The 16,974-nt window shown below is 48.0% G+C and carries 19 protein-coding genes; 15 read left to right on the forward strand and 4 right to left on the reverse strand.

The window, feature by feature from the left end; all coding sequences use genetic code 11:
* Positions 1-77 precede the first annotated feature (77 nt).
* Entirely contained in the window at positions 78-1,730 is a 1,653-nt protein-coding gene (locus tag NYE54_RS13165) for a CoA-disulfide reductase (protein ID WP_339272289.1), read from the reverse strand.
* Positions 1,731-1,988: 258 nt separating this feature from the next.
* On the opposite strand from NYE54_RS13165, the gene NYE54_RS13170 reads away from it, so the two are divergent.
* From NYE54_RS13170 to NYE54_RS13210, 9 genes are all read left to right on the forward strand, one after another.
* Positions 1,989-2,249 carry a metal-sensitive transcriptional regulator gene (locus NYE54_RS13170; protein WP_076321089.1) on the forward strand — a complete coding sequence of 87 codons (261 nt, stop codon included), beginning with the start codon at positions 1,989-1,991 and terminating at the stop codon, positions 2,247-2,249.
* Positions 2,250-2,387: 138 nt separating this feature from the next.
* Positions 2,388-2,615 carry a sulfurtransferase TusA family protein gene (locus NYE54_RS13175; protein ID WP_339272291.1) on the forward strand — a complete coding sequence of 76 codons (228 nt, stop codon included), beginning with the start codon at positions 2,388-2,390 and terminating at the stop codon, positions 2,613-2,615.
* Between the two features lie 88 nt (positions 2,616-2,703).
* A complete protein-coding gene (locus NYE54_RS13180) occupies positions 2,704-3,189 on the forward strand; it encodes a DsrE/DsrF/DrsH-like family protein (RefSeq protein WP_098743180.1) in 486 nt (161 codons plus the stop codon).
* Positions 3,190-3,232: 43 nt separating this feature from the next.
* On the forward strand, positions 3,233-3,592 hold the full coding sequence (locus NYE54_RS13185) for a rhodanese-like domain-containing protein (RefSeq protein ID WP_339272293.1): 360 nt from the start codon (positions 3,233-3,235) through the stop codon (positions 3,590-3,592).
* A 27-nt stretch (positions 3,593-3,619) separates the two neighbouring features.
* Positions 3,620-3,916 (forward strand): rhodanese-like domain-containing protein, encoded by a 297-nt coding sequence (locus NYE54_RS13190; RefSeq protein WP_339272295.1) that lies wholly within the window; start codon positions 3,620-3,622, stop codon positions 3,914-3,916.
* 109 nt (positions 3,917-4,025) lie between these two features.
* On the forward strand, positions 4,026-4,601 hold the full coding sequence (locus tag NYE54_RS13195; protein ID WP_339272297.1) for a sulfurtransferase TusA family protein: 576 nt from the start codon (positions 4,026-4,028) through the stop codon (positions 4,599-4,601).
* A gap of 112 nt (positions 4,602-4,713) precedes the next feature.
* The gene (locus NYE54_RS13200) at positions 4,714-5,841 is read left to right on the forward strand and encodes an MBL fold metallo-hydrolase (RefSeq protein ID WP_339272298.1); all 1,128 of its coding nucleotides are present in this window, start codon (positions 4,714-4,716) and stop codon (positions 5,839-5,841) included.
* A 169-nt stretch (positions 5,842-6,010) separates the two neighbouring features.
* Positions 6,011-6,787 carry a sulfite exporter TauE/SafE family protein gene (locus NYE54_RS13205; RefSeq protein ID WP_339273487.1) on the forward strand — a complete coding sequence of 259 codons (777 nt, stop codon included), beginning with the start codon at positions 6,011-6,013 and terminating at the stop codon, positions 6,785-6,787.
* A 228-nt stretch (positions 6,788-7,015) separates the two neighbouring features.
* Complete coding sequence (locus tag NYE54_RS13210) at positions 7,016-7,621, forward strand: class I SAM-dependent methyltransferase (RefSeq protein WP_339272300.1); 606 nt, start codon at positions 7,016-7,018, stop codon at positions 7,619-7,621.
* Positions 7,622-7,642: 21 nt separating this feature from the next.
* On the opposite strand, the gene NYE54_RS13215 is transcribed toward NYE54_RS13210, so the two are convergent.
* Positions 7,643-8,446, reverse strand: coding sequence for an AraC family transcriptional regulator (locus NYE54_RS13215; protein WP_339272302.1), 804 nt, complete (start codon positions 8,444-8,446; stop codon positions 7,643-7,645).
* Positions 8,447-8,700: 254 nt separating this feature from the next.
* On the opposite strand from NYE54_RS13215, the gene NYE54_RS13220 reads away from it, so the two are divergent.
* The 4 genes from NYE54_RS13220 to NYE54_RS13235 all read left to right on the forward strand — a co-directional run bounded on the left by NYE54_RS13220 (position 8,701) and on the right by NYE54_RS13235 (position 13,276).
* Complete coding sequence (locus tag NYE54_RS13220; protein WP_339272304.1) at positions 8,701-10,161, forward strand: sulfatase; 1,461 nt, start codon at positions 8,701-8,703, stop codon at positions 10,159-10,161.
* A 96-nt stretch (positions 10,162-10,257) separates the two neighbouring features.
* Complete coding sequence (locus NYE54_RS13225; protein ID WP_339272306.1) at positions 10,258-11,241, forward strand: formylglycine-generating enzyme family protein; 984 nt, start codon at positions 10,258-10,260, stop codon at positions 11,239-11,241.
* Positions 11,242-11,432: 191 nt separating this feature from the next.
* A complete protein-coding gene (locus NYE54_RS13230) occupies positions 11,433-12,215 on the forward strand; it encodes a DeoR/GlpR family DNA-binding transcription regulator (RefSeq protein WP_339273488.1) in 783 nt (260 codons plus the stop codon).
* Between the two features lie 59 nt (positions 12,216-12,274).
* Positions 12,275-13,276 carry a phosphotransferase gene (locus NYE54_RS13235; protein WP_339272308.1) on the forward strand — a complete coding sequence of 334 codons (1,002 nt, stop codon included), beginning with the start codon at positions 12,275-12,277 and terminating at the stop codon, positions 13,274-13,276.
* Between the two features lie 107 nt (positions 13,277-13,383).
* Here NYE54_RS13235 and NYE54_RS13240 read toward each other — a convergent pair whose 3' ends face one another.
* Positions 13,384-13,980, reverse strand: a complete 597-nt coding sequence (locus NYE54_RS13240; RefSeq protein ID WP_339272310.1) for a YjgB family protein — start codon at positions 13,978-13,980, stop codon at positions 13,384-13,386.
* Between the two features lie 272 nt (positions 13,981-14,252).
* On the opposite strand from NYE54_RS13240, the gene NYE54_RS13245 reads away from it, so the two are divergent.
* Positions 14,253-15,050 (forward strand): formate/nitrite transporter family protein, encoded by a 798-nt coding sequence (locus NYE54_RS13245; protein ID WP_076321103.1) that lies wholly within the window; start codon positions 14,253-14,255, stop codon positions 15,048-15,050.
* 37 nt (positions 15,051-15,087) lie between these two features.
* Here the strand turns inward: NYE54_RS13245 and NYE54_RS13250 are convergent, their stop codons facing one another.
* On the reverse strand, positions 15,088-15,615 hold the full coding sequence (locus NYE54_RS13250) for a GNAT family protein (RefSeq protein WP_339272312.1): 528 nt from the start codon (positions 15,613-15,615) through the stop codon (positions 15,088-15,090).
* 243 nt (positions 15,616-15,858) lie between these two features.
* Between NYE54_RS13250 and NYE54_RS13255 the strand changes: the two genes are divergently transcribed.
* Positions 15,859-16,866: an ABC transporter substrate-binding protein gene (locus NYE54_RS13255; RefSeq protein WP_339272314.1), complete on the forward strand. Its 1,008-nt coding sequence runs from the start codon at positions 15,859-15,861 to the stop codon at positions 16,864-16,866.
* The last annotated feature ends 108 nt before the right edge of the window (positions 16,867-16,974 follow it).

The raw sequence follows: 16,974 nt of genomic DNA on the forward strand, positions 1-16,974 counted from the left end.
GTTCTTCGGGGCCTTTTTTTGCATGTTTTCATATTATGCATGTCTTCTTATGCATCAGACAGATGATACAAAGCCAATTATGACGGCTTATAAACCGATGCGTACGTTTTCCAGCCGCCGTCCAGGTTCTTAACGCTGAATCCATGCTCTGCCAAAATACGTGCGGCCAAATATCCACGCAGCCCAACCTGGCAGGTAACGTACAGGGTTTCATTCTCCGGCAATTCCTTCAGCCGGCTGCGCAGATCGTTAAGCGGAATGTTAATGGAACCGTGGATATAACCTGCGTCCCTCTCTTTAGGTTCACGGACGTCGATCAAGATGGCGCCGTTTTCAACCAGGTCGTCGATTTCATGCCATTGTACCGTTTCAACCAAGCCATCCATGATGTTGGCGGCAACATATCCGGCATAGTTTACCGGGTCTTTGGCGGAGGAATAAGGGGGCGCGTAAGATAGCTCCAGTTCCGTCAAGTCCCAAACGCTCAGATTCCCCTTGATCGCTGTAGCAATGACATCGATTCGCTTATCCACGCCATCTGCTCCAATCGCTTGCGCCCCATAGATTTGACCTGTTTCCGGATGGAATAACAGCTTCAAGGAGATGGGATACGCCCCGGGGTAGTACCCGGCATGCGACGAGGGGTGAATATGGATAGCTTGATAAGGTGCATTCATCTGCTTGAGACGTTTTTCATTGATACCCGTAGTCGCGACCGTCAGCTCAAAGACCTTGGCAATCGACGAACCGAGCGTACCCTTGTAGCTATTGTTTTTACCATAGATATGATCTGCAACAAGGCGTCCTTGCCGGTTGGCAGGACCTGCGAGCGGAATAAAGGCCTGGCTCTGCAAAACGAAATCCTTCACTTCGATGGCATCGCCGATCGCATAGATGTTCGGATCAGCCGTCTGCAAATACTCGTTCACTCGAATCCCCCCGCGATCATTGACAGGAAGAGCTGCATCTACCGCCAGTACATTCTCGGGACGAACACCAATAGAAAGCAAAATCATATCGGTTGTTATTTGTTTCCCGCTGGAAAGTTCAATTCGTTGTCCGCCGTCATGGAATGCCCGAACACCATCCTCAAGTATTAAACGGACTCCTTTTTCCTTAAGATGCGAATGGACGATAGCAGCCATCTCGTAGTCGAGAGGAGCCATAACCTGATTAGCCATTTCAATGACAGTCACCTGAATGCCGCGATCGGCCAGATTCTCCGCCATCTCAAGTCCGATAAACCCGCCGCCAACAACAACGGCTTCCTTGGGGTTGTCATTATCTACAAATTGTTTGATTCGGTCCGTGTCCGGGATATTGCGCAATGTGAATACGTTGCGAGATTCCGACAGGCCGGGAATATCCGGCACAATCGGCTTCGCTCCGGGCGACAGGATCAGGTAATCATAACTCTCCGTGTAGGTTTCTCCGGTTTTAAGGTTTTTAATCGTAACCATCTTCTCATCACGCTGAATGGACGTAACTTCACTTAGATTCCGTATATCCAGCTGATATCGGCTGCTGAGGCCGGGTACGGTTTGAACCATTAGTTTATTGCGATCCTGTATAGTTTCTCCTATATAATAGGGCAGGCCGCAGTTGGCAAACGAAATATATTCACCGCGTTCTACTAAAATAATGGTAGAGCTCTCATCCAATCTCCGTAGTCTGGCTGCTGCCGAGGCCCCTCCAGCTACGCCGCCGACAATGACGATTTTTTTGCTCATGGTCTATTCCTCCCTGAATTGGCGTATATTATGAATTGAATTTGCATACCCTATGGGGTATCATAACATATAGCAGCCATGCTGTGTGTGACAAATATCAAACAGGATAAAACAAGTGGTGAACAGACTAGTCGTTATGGATATGTGGCATCACACACTTGACAATATACCCTATGGGGTATATATTAATATCATGTAAAACAATATGGATTCTAGGTTAAATATCATAACAAAGTATATGGACAGGAGGGATTCGAGATGGATTACAATGATCAGATGAAGAATCGGGTGAAACGCATCGAAGGTCAACTGCGCGGCATCCTGAAGATGATGGAGGAGAACAAGGATTGCAAGGACGTGATCACCCAGCTTTCGGCAACACGGACGGCAATAGATCGCACGATAGGCGTCGTAGTCAGCTCAAACCTTGTCGAGTGCGTACAGAAAGCCGAAGAGAGCGGGCAGGACACAGAGAAGCTTGTGGTAGAAGCGGTAAATCTGCTCGTAAGAAGCAGATAATCGAAGGACCTAACGCTTTGATCCATATCAAGATGGAAACTACAACATGATTGACACGACATTCAATATCATTTAATATACCCCTATGGGTATATAATTTATAATATATTTTTTCATCACTTTTAAGGAGGAATTATAGTGAACGCGGATAAAGTATTGGATGCAACAGGCTTGGCATGTCCTATGCCAATCGTGAAAACGAAGAAAGAGATGAAGGATATGGAACCAGGTCAAGTGCTTGAGATTCATACGACCGATCAAGGCGCGAAGAGCGATCTGGCCGCATGGGCCAAGTCGACAGGCAATGAATTGCTGGATCATCAAGAGGACGACGGTGTGTTAAAATTTTGGGTTAAAAAGGGCTAAATTTTTTTAAATCCCATCATACCCATGGGGGTAAGGGTAAGGTGGATGTCCGAATTTCATTAATCATTTCACAGGGGGAGATCATAACGTGACAGAACCAAAAAAGACAACGATCGTATTATTTAGCGGCGATTATGATAAAGCCATGGCTGCCTATATCATCGCAAACGGCGCTGCCGCGTATGACCATGAGGTAACGATATTCCACACCTTCTGGGGGTTGAACGCACTGCGTAAGGAAGAGGATGTGCTGCTGCCTAAGAAAAAGAGTTTTATGGAGAAAATGTTCGGGAAAATGATGCCGCGCGGGTCCGATAAAATGGGACTCTCCAAAATGAATTTTGCCGGAATGGGTCCCAAAATGATTAAGGGTGTGATTAAGAAGCACAATGCCGTTCCGCTGCCGCAATTAATTGAGATGGCACAGGAGCAAGACGTGAAGTTGGTCGCATGCACCATGACGATGGATCTGTTAGGTTTGCAAAAGGAAGAATTGCTTGACGGCATTGAGTACGCGGGTGTTGCGGCGTATTTGGGTGATGCCCAGGATGGGAATGTGAACTTGTTTATCTAATGGAATAGAGGCGATTATGCCTCTATAAAGAGAGGAATTCAAGATGAATATACTCAATATCATGTTCATTGCACTAATTGTCCTGTTTTTCGTATGGAGAACTCTCCCGGCCAAGGGAGTCAGACAAATTACCGCGTCACAGCTGAAGCATGAGCTGAAGGACACAAACAAACAGTTCATTGATGTCCGTACACCGGGTGAATTCAAGGGAAATCACATTCGGGGTTTTCGAAATATTCCGCTGGATCAGCTTCTGCAGTGCAGCGATTCGTTTTCCAAGGATCAGGAAGTCGTATTGATCTGCCAGAGTGGTATGCGAAGCAATAAAGCCAGCAAATCTTTGAGGAAGTCAGGTTTTAAGAAGGTGACCAATGTCAAAGGCGGCATGAGTGCCTGGTCCTAAATTTGTAATAGGGAGTTGTTTATCAGCATGAGAGAGATTTCTCCAAAAGCAGTTAAGCAGAAGCTGAATGATGGGGTTATTATGAATATTATCGATGTGCGAGAAACGGAAGAAGTCGCAGAAGGGAAAATTCCGGGCGCCATCAACATTCCGCTGGGTTTGATTGAATTTCGCAAGCAGGATCTTGATCCATCAAAGGAATATATCATGGTTTGCCGATCCGGTGGCCGCAGCGGCCGGGCAACCGAATACTTGGAGGGTCAAGGCTATCAAGTCGTCAACATGACGGGCGGCATGCTTGCATGGGAAGGCAAAACAGAGTAGCTGTATTCACATTGAGAAAGAATAGGTGTGTTTGGCGCACCTTTTTTTTGAAATAAAATATACCCCCTGTGGTATATGAAAAATAAATATGATGGAGGTTCGATGTTAAATGACAGCAATTGAATCCAATGTAAAGCTTGACGCAAAAGGGCTGGCATGCCCGATGCCCATCGTCCGCACGAAAAAGGTGATGAAGGATCTGGAAGCGGGTCAAGTGCTGGAGGTGGAGGCAACCGACAAAGGGTCCAAGGCCGACATGAAGGCATGGGCTGAAAGCACAGGACACCAATATCTCGGAACGATTGAAGAGGGTGATGTTCTGAAGCACTATTTGCGCAAAGCTTCCGGAGAAGAAACGGCAGAACGAACCTATCCGCATGTAGCGGATCATGCACAGCTGGAAGAGAAACTGCAGTCCGGTGCACCAATCGTTGTTCTGGATGTGAGGGAAGCGGCGGAATTTGCCTTTGAGCATATTCCGAATGCGGTATCCATGCCGCTTGGTGAACTGGATAAACGTATGGATGAACTGAACAAACAGGATGAGATCTACGTCATCTGTCGTACCGGAACCCGCAGTGACATGGCAGCTCAAAAGCTTGCAGCTAACGGCTTTACAGGCATTGTGAACGTCGTGCCGGGCATGAGCGGTTGGGGTGGACAAACGAAGAGCTTGAACGATTGATCAAATGGTTAAGAAGCCCGCCTGTTAAAGCATGCTGCGTGATTCCGAGCTTTAAAACGCAGGTTGAAGCATTTATAGATGATTACTGAACTTACGGAGGAGGAATAACAACATGACAGTAAGAGAAATGAAAGTACAAGAGGTGGCCATGAAGGCGATTCAGAAAGAGAGCCTGTTCATATTGGACGTAAGGAACCCTTCGGATTTCGAAGATTGGAAGATTGAAGGCGAACGAATTCAGCATTTGAATATCCCTTACTTTGATTTGATTGACGGGGTGGAAGATATTCTTGATCGGATTCCGTCCGATCAAGAAGTACTCGTAGTATGCGCCAAGGAAGGATCGTCGGTGATGGTGGCTGAGATGTTGGCCGAGCACGGCCGGAATGTCGCGTACTTGAAAGGCGGAATGAAAGCCTGGAGTGAACACCTTGTACCACTGAAAGTCGGCAACTTGGCAGACGGCGGCGCGCTTTATCAGTTCGTTCGAATAGGAAAAGGCTGTTTGTCTTATATGGCGGTATCGAACGGGGAAGCAGCATTGTTTGACCCAACCCGCATGACGGAGGTTTATCTTGAATTTGCTGAGAGCATTGATGCAGAAATTAAACATGTGTTTGATACCCATCTGCATGCGGACCATATTTCCGGTGGTCGAATGATTGCCGAGCAGACGGGGGCAGTTTACTGGCTTCCGCCGAAGGATGCCGGCGAGGTGGTGTATAAGTACGAACCGCTGGAGGATGGTAACGAGGTGATGATTGGCAGCACAAGAATCCGTATTGAAGCGCTCCATTCCCCGGGGCATACCATTGGCTCCACTTCGTTTGTTATCGATGATCAGTACCTGCTGACAGGCGATATTTTGTTTATCGATTCCATTGGCCGCCCGGACCTGGCAGGTCTTGCAGAGGATTGGGTTAGCGATTTGCGGGAGACGCTTTATGCCCGTTATACCGAATTATCTGATGATTTGATCGTGCTGCCAGCCCATTTTATGATCATGGAAGAACTGAATGAGGACGGAACGGTTGCGAAGAAACTTGGGGAACTTTACCGGGAAAACCATGGTCTGAATATAACCGATGAAGCAGAGTTCCGAACGATAGTAACGAAGAATCTGCCGCCACAGCCTAATAGCTATCAGGAAATCCGTCAAACGAACATGGGGAAATTGAATCCTGACACGGACCGGCAGCGCGAGATGGAGATCGGACCGAATCGGTGTGCGGTGCGTTAATTCTGACCAGATCATCCGTTCTTTATAGATGGATTAACAAAATATGCACGAAGGATGCTCAGTTCAGAAGTCAGAACAAGATGGAGCCTGGAACAACACAGATTAAAAAGAGAAGGGGAACCAGTATGGGTTCCCTTTTCTAAAGAAGTAAGGGGGCAACAGGGTGGAACTGAATATAACCTTCATTATCACGATATTTTTAATCGGATTCATTGGCTCATATATTTCCGGAATGGTTGGGATTGGCGGCTCGATTATCAAATACCCGATGCTGCTGTATATCCCGCCGCTGTTCGGTCTTGCGGCATTCACGGCACATGAAGTGTCGGGTATAAGCGCCGTACAGGTATTCTTTGCCACGATCGGCGGCGTTTGGGCGTACCGTAAGGGCGGATATCTGAACAAGACGCTTATTATCTATATGGGGTCAGCCATATTGCTGGGCAGCTTTATCGGCGGCTTCGGCTCCAAGATGATGAGTGAAGGCGGTATCAACCTCATCTACGGAATACTGGCACTTATTGCAGCCGTTATGATGTTCATCCCGAACAAGGGGGTGGACGATATCCCGCTGGATCAGGTCAAGTTCAATAAATGGCTCGCCGCTGGACTGGCTCTTGCGGTCGGAATCGGAGCCGGTATCGTCGGAGCGGCGGGAGCGTTTCTGCTCGTTCCGATCATGCTGGTTGTATTGAAAATACCGACACGGATGACCATTGCAACCTCGCTTGCGATCACCTTTATCTCATCCATCGGTTCAACGGTAGGCAAGCTGACGACGGGACAAGTGGATTATATCCCTGCCCTCATCATGGTTGTTGCCAGTCTCATCGCTTCGCCGCTTGGAGCAGCCGCAGGAAAGAAGATGAACACGAAGATCCTGCAGATCATTTTGGCTGTGCTGATCATGGCAACGGCTATCAAAATTTGGCTGGACATCCTATGATTGCGGGTTCTGGATAGAGCCTGGATCATTCTGACCCCGTGCGGCAGATACTGCACGCCATAAGGCTGATCTCCCGAGTCATTCAGGGAGCCTTTTTGGCATTTTAAGGGGAAAGGCAGGGGGGGATCACATAAGGCGTGATGCTGAATCTATGTAACAGGCATGGTATTATGGTGATATGTCCACTCTCATTCAAGATAACTGATGATTAATAGAGGTGATCAAACGATGAATCCATGGAATGAACGGTTTAAGGGGGAAGATTACGTATTTGGAACAGAACCGAATGTATTTATAGCCGATATGCATAAGAAGTTGGCATTAACGGGGGATGCGCTGGCGATCGCGGAGGGGGAAGGGCGGAATGCGGTGTTCCTGGCACGGGAAGGCATGAACGTAACCGTATGGGATTATGCGGAGTCCGGCCTTAATAAAGCCAATAAACTGGCTGAAGCCAGCGGCGTTGAGATTCGCTCTGAGCTTGTGGATCTGCACGATGCGAAGTGGACGAAGGAGCAATGGGATGAGATTATTTGTGTGTTTGGACATTTTCCCAAGGCATTGAGAACGAGGACTTTAGAAGGCGTGAAGAGAGCGGTGAAGCCGGGAGGATATTTCCTCACCGAAGTGTATTCACCGTACCAGATTCCTTATCGCAGCGGGGGGCCGCAAGATCAGCAGTTTTTATACGTACCTGAGGATTTCCTCGAAACTTTTGCCGAATGGCGGATTGTCCATTTTTTCATGGGTGAGGTCATCAGGCAGGAAGGGCAGGGGCATCAAGGTTTGTCTCATGTCATTCAGTTTGCGGGACAAAAGCCGCTGATGAAATGAATGAAAGCAAGTGAATAAGGATCAGATGAAGAGCTTGGATACATCGGACTGATCGCCCTGCTGCACATAGTCGGAGGGTGACAGGCCGGTGTATTTTTTAAACATCCGATAAAAATAGGACGTGTCATAATAACCCAAATAGTGGGCGATATGGGCGATCGTCATGTCCGAATGTAGCAGCAGGCTGCACGCTTCCAGCACGCGCAGCTGATGCATATACCGAATCGGGGAAAGACCGTAGACCTCTTTGAAGAGGGCTGCAGCATAGCTCGGAGAGCGATGGATTAGCTTCGCTAATCCATCGATTTCGATAGGTTCGCGGTAATGCTCCAACAGAAACGATTTGATGGTATCCGCGTAGTTACGTTTGCTGGGTGCCAGCTCGGTTTTCTCAAGTTCACGGGCCAACGTGCCGATGAGCTCCTGCATAATGCCCTGACAGATCATGGTGCGGTAGCTTTTGCCTCCCCGCATTTCCTCGTACAAACGCTCGCAACGATGGTAGGCATATTGGATATGGGATAGATTGAATTTCATGCATTGACCCGCATCCAAAAATGGAATGCCTGTGGAACCTTGATGATCCAATGTAAAGAGAATGGTATGTTTCTGATGGGGAATGCCATTCCAGTTGCTGCCGCTGCGGCGCGTCGTTCGGGGAATAAAGAGCACGTCTTCTTTTTCGGCAATGATTTCTTCCCCGTTGATCTCATATTTCACTTTGCCTTCTCTAACCACAACCAGAACATTGTACTCAATCGTCTCCAGCTGTGTCCGCCAATTCGGAATGTAATCATCAAAATTTACGCTCATCAATTGGATCATAGAACAACACCCCGTAGTGATTTTATACCTATAGCCTAGCACAATAATACTTCTGATGAGTAGCTGTTCATAGCTTTTAATAATCTTCCTAATTGAAAATGGAGTAGAATCGTACAACTTTTTATGAAATGTACATCGACTACGAATAGATGAGTAGCCTATAATTTCAGACAATTGCAGGATTATTGTAAACGCTGACATGAGTCCTAAGGAAGGGTAAGTGAATTCGACAAGAGGAAGGAAACGATGACGATATGAGAGTATTATTACTGGATTTGGATTCGACCAGGCCGGATCATTTAGGCTGTTATGGCTATCATCGGAATACGTCGCCGAATATTGACCGAATCGCGGCGGAAGGCGTGCGTTTTGACAATTACTATACCTCGGATGCTCCATGTTTTCCTTCAAGAACCGCATTAATGACGGGGAAGTTTGGCATTCATAACGGTGTTGTGGGTCATGGAGGCACGGCTGCTGATGTCCGGCATGAAGGCATGACCAGGGACTTCCGCGACAAGCTGGGGTCGGAGAGTTTTCCCGCTATATTCCGCCGGGCCGGCATGAAAACCGCCTTGATCAGTCCGTTTGGAGAACGACATTCCGCCTGGACCTTCTACGCGGGCTTCAATGAAATGTATAATACAGGTAAGGGCGGCTTGGAGTCGGCAGAAGAAGTATCTCCAGTCGTGCTGGATTGGCTGGATCGTAATGCCGATGAAGATAACTGGATGCTCTATGTGAACTTCTGGGATCCGCACACACCATATCGCGCACCCCAGTCTCTGGGAAATCCTTTCGAACATGCGCCGCTTCCCGATTGGATTACCGAAGAGGTGCTTCAGGAGCATCAGAAGAAGGTTGGCCCGCATGGGGTGAACGAAATTAACATGTATAATAGTGAAGTTTCCCCTGATTTTCCGCGTCATCCCGGAGAGATCAGGACGATGGAGGATTTGCGGACGATGGTGGATGGCTATGATTGCGGCATTCGGCATATGGACGAGCACATCGGCGCCATTTTTGAATTGCTGGAGAACAAGGGAGTAATGGATGATCTGATCGTTATCATTACAGCGGATCATGGCGAGAACATGGGAGAGCTTGGGATTTATGGTGAACATGGCACAGCGGATCAGGGAACCTGCCGCATCCCGATGATTATCCGGGGACCTGGCATCATGAAAGGGATATCGGATCGCAATCTCCACTATCATCTGGATCTTCTGCCTACGATGGCGGAATATTTGAACGTTGCACCGGTTCGAAGCTGGGATGGCATCAGTTATGCGAAGAGCCTGCGAAGCGGAAAAGGCAGCGGCAGGGAGTATTTGGTGGTCTCTCAATGCGCCCATGTCTGTCAGCGAAGCGTGCGGTTTGGAGAATGGCTCTACATTCGAACATATCATGACGGCTATCATCTGTTTGACAAAGAAATGCTGTTCCATATCACCGAGGATGTCCACGAGCAAGACAATCGGGCAGCCCAAAGACCGGATCTTTGCAGAGAGGCCGTATACCTTCTGAATGAATGGCATGATCATATGATGTCAACGATGCCATATGACGTGGACCCGTTGTGGACGGTCATGAAGGAGGGAGGACCTTACCATGCCAAAGGTCATCTGCCCCGGTATATCGAACGTTTGAAGAACACAGGCCGCGGGGAAGCCGTTCCGGAATTGATGCGCCGCCACCCGCAGGAATTCGTATAATATTATAGTTAAGTGAAGCAGGATAACCGCTCCGGTAGTGGTTGTCCTGTTCTCTGTATCAAGCATAGGACTGGTTAAGCATAGGAGGAACAGAGCATGGGAGAACAACATTCTTGCTGCGCAGGCGTGAGAGCGAAAGTGCAATTAGGAGATGCCGAACAGAAGGATCATCAAGGAAGTCTAAGAGAAGGCCAATATCATGACCAGCCTCATCCTGAGCTCCATGCCAACATGATCAAGATCCCAGGAGGGACGTTTACGATGGGGACGAGTTCACATGAAGGGTTCCCGCGTGACGGCGAGGGGCCGGCTCGCAGCGTAACCGTTTCCGGATTTGAGATCTCACCGTATGCCGTTACGAATGAACAGTTTCAACGCTTCGTGGAAGCCACCGGTTATGTCACGGAAGCGGAGCATTTTGGATGGTCGTTTGTATTTGAACTGCTGGCTTCGGAGGAAACCAAGGCAAGAGTTGCACAAGTCCCGCAAGAAGTGCCTTGGTGGCTGGTGGTCGAGGGTGCATACTGGGCTGCACCCGAGGGAGCGGATTCGAGCATCGAAGACCGGATGGATCATCCAGTCGTACATATATCCTGGAACGATGCAAATGCATACTGCCATTGGGCCGGCGTGCGGCTTCCTACGGAAGCGGAATGGGAGTATGCAGCGCGCGGCGGTTTGGAGGGCAGAACCTATCCTTGGGGAGATCTGCTGAAACAGGACGGAGAACATCAATGCAACATATGGCAGGGTAAGTTTCCAGTTAAAAACAATGCAAGTGATGGATATATCGGTACCGCGCCGGTGGATGCCTATAAACCGAATGGTTACGGATTATATAACATGTCCGGCAACGTATGGGAGTGGTGCGGGGATTGGTTCAGCCCGTCCTATCATCAAGTGACTTCGGCCACCAATCCGTTCTTTGGTGAGTCTACCGGCAGAAGGTCGATGCGCGGCGGCTCGTACCTGTGCCACAGATCCTATTGCAACCGTTATCGAGTCGCGGCACGCAGCGGGAATACACCCGACAGTTCGACGGGCAATTGCGGTTTTCGTGTGGTTAGGGAGAAGAGGTAGAATATGCCATCGGTTGTATTGTGATGATGGAGCGTCTTCCAAGGATGTTTCGCGCCTAAAAATGCATATAAATGAACAAAACCGAAGGAAAATACTTGATAAACGGAACGATAACGAATATAATGGAGGTATAAAGCGGAAAACTTTGGAATAAACAGGAGGATAAGAGTATGGTGCAAGATCAATCAGGAATGTTTGCCGAGGAACGTCGTCAGAAAATTCTTGCTTTGCTGCATCAAGATAAACGGGTGATTGCCAAGGACTTGGCCGAGCGATTTGAAATATCGATTGATTCGATTCGTCGGGATTTGACAATGATGGAGGAGCAAGGTTTACTCCAGAAAACGCACGGAGGCGCAATTCCTTCCATGAAAGTCAGGCAGCCGCACGTGGCTCCGGAACAGCGGTATAGTGAAGGCTCCCCGGAAGGGAACGCCATTGCTCAATTAGCCGTTTCATACGTCCGAGAAAAAGATACGTTATTCATTGGCAGCAGCTCGCTTACCTATTTACTGTTGAAGCATCTTCCGGAGCAAATGCCCTTGACAATCGTGACCAACTGCATGCGTGTAGCAGAAGCTCTGCGCGAACGCGAATGGATTGACACCTATTTGATTGGTGGACGGGTGAAACCTTCCGGAAATATCACAGACGTGCTTGCTAACGAATTTATTCGTCAATTTAAATTTGATATCAGTTTCGTTAGTGGAGGCGGGATTTCCGATGAGGGAATATACGTGGCTACTCCTGAAGTTGCCGCTTTTGGACGCGCGGTCTCTGCCGTATCCCGCCGCAGAATTGGCATGGCAACGCATCGGATTCTCGGACAGGATGGCTTTGCCAGAGCTGGCGCCATCGAAGATCTGGATGTGTTAATTACCGATCAGAAGGCAGATCAGCACGTTATGGATCGGATCCAGGAGCTTGGCGTAAAGGTCATTGTGGCGAAAGCAGAAGAAGCTGCACCAAAATGATGAACCATTCGATATAACTTTATATAACTTTTGATTGAAAAGGTAAGAGAGGTATAAACATGATTCAGCTTCTTCTGCAAGCGCACTGGCCAGAGTGGAACGGTGAACTGGTTGATGGTCCTACAGGCTGGAACAATACGACCCATTTTATCCATAACGAGCAGCGCAGTTCGGTCATGCGCATTTATAATACACATCGAGATAAGGCAAGAATCGAATTTGAGTTTGCCGTTCTGGAATCGCTGCAGCGGGTTCCGCTGAGCTTTAAGATTCCCGCTCCTCTTCCTTCCGTGTCTGGCGATAGGATGGTTCAGGTTCAGGATGGGAGCGATCGTTATGCTTGCCTATTTGCATATATTGAAGGAGAACGTCCGGAAGAAGGCAGCACTCAAGCAGCGTATTCTTTCGGGGAGAAGACGGGGGAACTGGTAAATGCCCTTGCGGGTTGTTCAATCGGAATGAGGCCGGTGTATCCGCCTTATTACGAGCTGCTTCAGTCTTATCCTGCATGCAGCGAAGCATTCATTCTAGATTTTTGCAAGCAACCGCCATTGGAGTTCAAGGATCAAGGAGAGGCACTTCATATACTAAAAGAAGCATACGCCGATATTTGCAACAGCCTTGAATCTCTAAAAAGTCTGCCCCAACAGCTGGTTCATGGCGATCTGAACTTTTCGAACCTGCTGGTAAACGCAGAGCAACCGCATACGGTCACCGCTTTGCTTGATTTTGAATTTTGCACACGGGATGTGAGAGCGATGGAGCCTGCGGTTGTCATCTCGGGATTTTTGGGAATCGCGGACGAGAGGAAGGCCATAAAGCAGTTTTGCGAAGGATTTGCCAGCCGCGTTCAACTGAGCGCAGAGGAGATTGTCGCGATTCCGGTTCTCATAAGCTTGCGTATGGTGGATGTATTTCTGCATTTTTTGAGCCGCTATCGGGAAGGGACCGATGAGTCTCAAGTGTTAAGGGAACAGGTGGATATGCTAGCTGCTGGATTTAAGCGGATGGAATACAGCCAGGAGTGGCTGGATGATATGTTGTTTCAGTATTTGATGTAAGAAATGGGTGCTGATCAGAAAAACCCGGCTCTCTAAGAGACCGGGCCTTTCCGATGTTTTTGGACAGGTTAACCATAAATTAGGAAAGTAAGAGTTTCTAATCACGGTTATTTTTTCAGCAGATTAATATGGTCAAGCTCTGTGCTACTGTTAAAGATGAACTCCAATTTGTAATCTCCCCGGTTGTAAGTGAGCTTGGTTTGCTTGACTTTTCCGGTTTTGAAAGTGGTTGTAGCATTCGGTGCAAACCAGTTCTGCTTCAGCATTTTCATGGTGATGCCACCGATGTTCGTCTGCCGTTCCACGTTCGTACCAAAATAACGCATCTCGCGGATTTTGTTCAGTTTATAGGAAAAGGCGTAGCCTGGATTCCCCATGTTGGCCCCGTATACATCGAAGGCATCGGCATCCTTGCCTGCCACGGAAGGCTCGCCAATGGCTTTATAAACGTCCTGCTTTGTGCTTTTACCGATCGTTAAACCGCTGACGGCACCAGGGAATTGTCCCTTTAATGCAGGTTTATAGAAGCTGTTGAGTGTCTTAAGCGCGTACTCTGCAGCATAATCGCCGGCATTTGCTGCCGTGGCAGCTTCTGCTTGCTGCAGCGGAAAAACAGCATGATTTACGCCGATAGCACTTACGCCGAGGACTCCTGCCATAGTCAAGGTGATGATTGCTTTTTTTGCTGGTTGTTTCATGTTCATGTTGTATCCTCTCCTTTGTAACAACTAATTACCACATGCGCTGTGCATCAAACAAGTGTGCCAGACTTATCTTCCCATGATAGTGGAAGCTAAGCGGCATTGGGTTACGATTCTGTGAAGATGAAATATCAGATTTGATACCGGGACGCGAAATCGATTTCAGCCCTCCATGAATGTTTCGTCAGGGGAAATGGGGTAATGATACATAAGGTGATATGAATTATTGGAAAAATCGTGTAATCTATATAGAACCGACTTTTTCAGGAGGAATTATGGAAACCGAATCATTACTCAAGGTGGAGCAGCTAGCTCTCAAAAAACACAAAATCTTCAAACAAAGCCATCTTCGTTACATCGCCCGCTCCATGCTCGCCAGCATGTTTATCGGCTTTGGCGTCATTGTTGCTTTTAAGACAGGCAACTTCTTTTATTTGGAGCATTCCCCTCTGACTTACCCGATGGCCGCCATTACGTTTGGCGCGGCGATCATTCTGATCGCGTATGGGGGAGGGGACCTGTTTACGGGAAACACGTTCTACTACACGTATGCCGCTCTGCGGAAGAAACTAAGGTGGCTCGAGGTCGTCAAGCTGTGGGTCTTCAGCTACGCGGGGAATATCTTAGGGGCGTGCACGTTTGCGCTGCTGATTTTCTTAACGGGACTATTTATGGATTCATCCGTGAACGGATTCCTGCTCGATGTGGTTGAGCACAAAATGACCACCCCGACAGTGCAGCTGTTTTTCAGGGCAATTCTGTGCAACTGGCTCGTATGCCTTGCCTTTTTTATCCCGATGTCATTGAAGGGCGACGGGGCCAAAATGTTTGCCATGATGCTGTTTGTATTCTGCTTCTTCATTTCCGGATATGAGCACAGTGTTGCGAATATGTGCACCTTTGCCATTGCGCTTGTGCTGAATCATCCCGGCACGATTTCACTGGAGGGCGTACTGCATAACCTGATCCCGGTAACGATTGGCAATTTGGTTGGCGGCGTGCTCTTGATGGGCTTTATGTATTATTTTGTGAACAAACCGTTTCTGGACGCCAAGGAATCTCCGGGTGAATGAAGCTTAGAGGTTTATGTAGAACCCCTAACGCAAGTGGTTAGTTTTTTAATAATGAGTACACCCGCGTATCGTGTGCCACGCCGTTTTGATATATATATTGGCGTAGGATACCTTCCGCTTCAAAACCGAGTTTGGTCAGCAGCGCGTGGGACGCCTGGTTCTCGATAAAAACAACGGCACCGATGCGCGTCAGGCCAAGCTCCAGAAAACCATATGCGATGACGGCGGAAGCAGCTTCGTTTGCATAACCTTGCTCCCAGAACTCAGGATGTAATTCATATCCGATTTCGGCCCTCTTATGCCGCGGAGACCATACGTTATACCCAATCGTGCCAATGAGACCTTGCGCATCTTTCCTTTCGATACCCCATCGAATCCCGCGTTTCTCCTTGTAGTTGTTTGCGAAGAGCTCAACGATTTGATGAGCCTGCTCGAGGGTAGTCAACGTGTCTTGTCCGTAATATCGAGTGACCTCATCATTCGAGAAGCAGCTATAGATAGCCTCAGCGTCCTGATGTTGGATTTCCCGCAGCGTTAAACGTTTAGTCTCTAGTATTGGAAACATATTCTTCCTCCCAGGTAGATATAGTAATCATTATATTGAGATTTATTTAGGAAGAGAAGAGGGCTCCTGACAGGGAGCTCTTATTTCGCGTTTGTATAAGAAATGATTTGAGAAAATGTATTGTTTGATCACATGGAGTGAGATACAATGTTCCTGAACGAAATGAGAATGATTATCATAATCAGTATAAACAAAAGAATCTCTTTCGTACCTTTTAACAACAGGCAAGGGGAGAAACGATTTATGGCAAGGTCATATCCTAAGAATACCCGATGGATGATAGCATTACTTGTACTGGTGATTGCTCTGGCTGGATGCGGAACACCGCAGGACAAGGAGGGTGCAGCACCTTCCGGGCAATTCACGGAAAAGGTTGGGGAGCAGGTCGCTCAGGACGAGACAAAACAAGGGGCTGTTGATACCAAAATGATGAAGGATGAGTTCGGTGAGGTCGAAATACCAGTAAATCCGAAGAGGGTAGTAGGGATCTATCTGGAGGACTATCTGCTGGCTCTAGGAGTTACACCTGTTGTACAGTGGTATCATCCAAGCTGGGGGAAACAGGATTACTTGGGGCTGGAAGTCCCGACCTTTGATATAACGGGAAGTATAGAATCGCTGCTGGAGGCAAGTCCGGATTTGATCATTGTCGACGGAGCAGCAGATTCGGCAAAATATGAGCTTTATTCCAAAATAGCTCCTACTTATCGGCTGCCCGAGTCTATTTTACAAAATCCGCCGGACATTATGAAAGCGATAGGGGATGTGCTTGGCATACCTGAGGAAGCCGAAGGCGTGTTGAGCGACTATCATAAGAAAATCGAGGAAACGAGGATGAAACTGCAACAAGCTGTCGGGGAAGAGACCGTGGCGGTGCTCCGGTTAAATGTCGGAGATAAAACGCTAGCCCTGTTTGGTATCGAGAACCGGTTTATCGGCAATATCTACAAAGAAATGGGATTGACTCCACACCCGTTTGCGCGTGACATGACCGATTTTCAAGCTATTCTATCCGAAGAGAAAATCCCGGAGTTAGATGCGGACCATATCATTATTTTGCCTTCGAACGGCAGCTGGGACTCGGAAGAGAATCAAGAAGCAATGCAGGTATTTGACAGTCCGTTGTGGAAATCTGTACCCGCCGTCAAAAACGGTCATGTGTACAGAGCGGATCGAACCCACTGGCAATCGGGCGCAATTAAAGCCAATATGATGAAAGCCGACGATCTCTTGAAGTGGTTTGTCCAATAAGGAGATGATCTCCGTATTGGAATAGAAACAGGAAGCTGTCAACGGCGTTGACGAGCTTTCTGTTTCTTTGCACTATGTATGAATAGATTCTCGGGTAGGGGTAGATGA

The organism is Paenibacillus sp. FSL K6-1330 (assembly GCF_037976825.1).
Lineage (GTDB): Bacteria > Bacillota > Bacilli > Paenibacillales > Paenibacillaceae > Paenibacillus_AQ.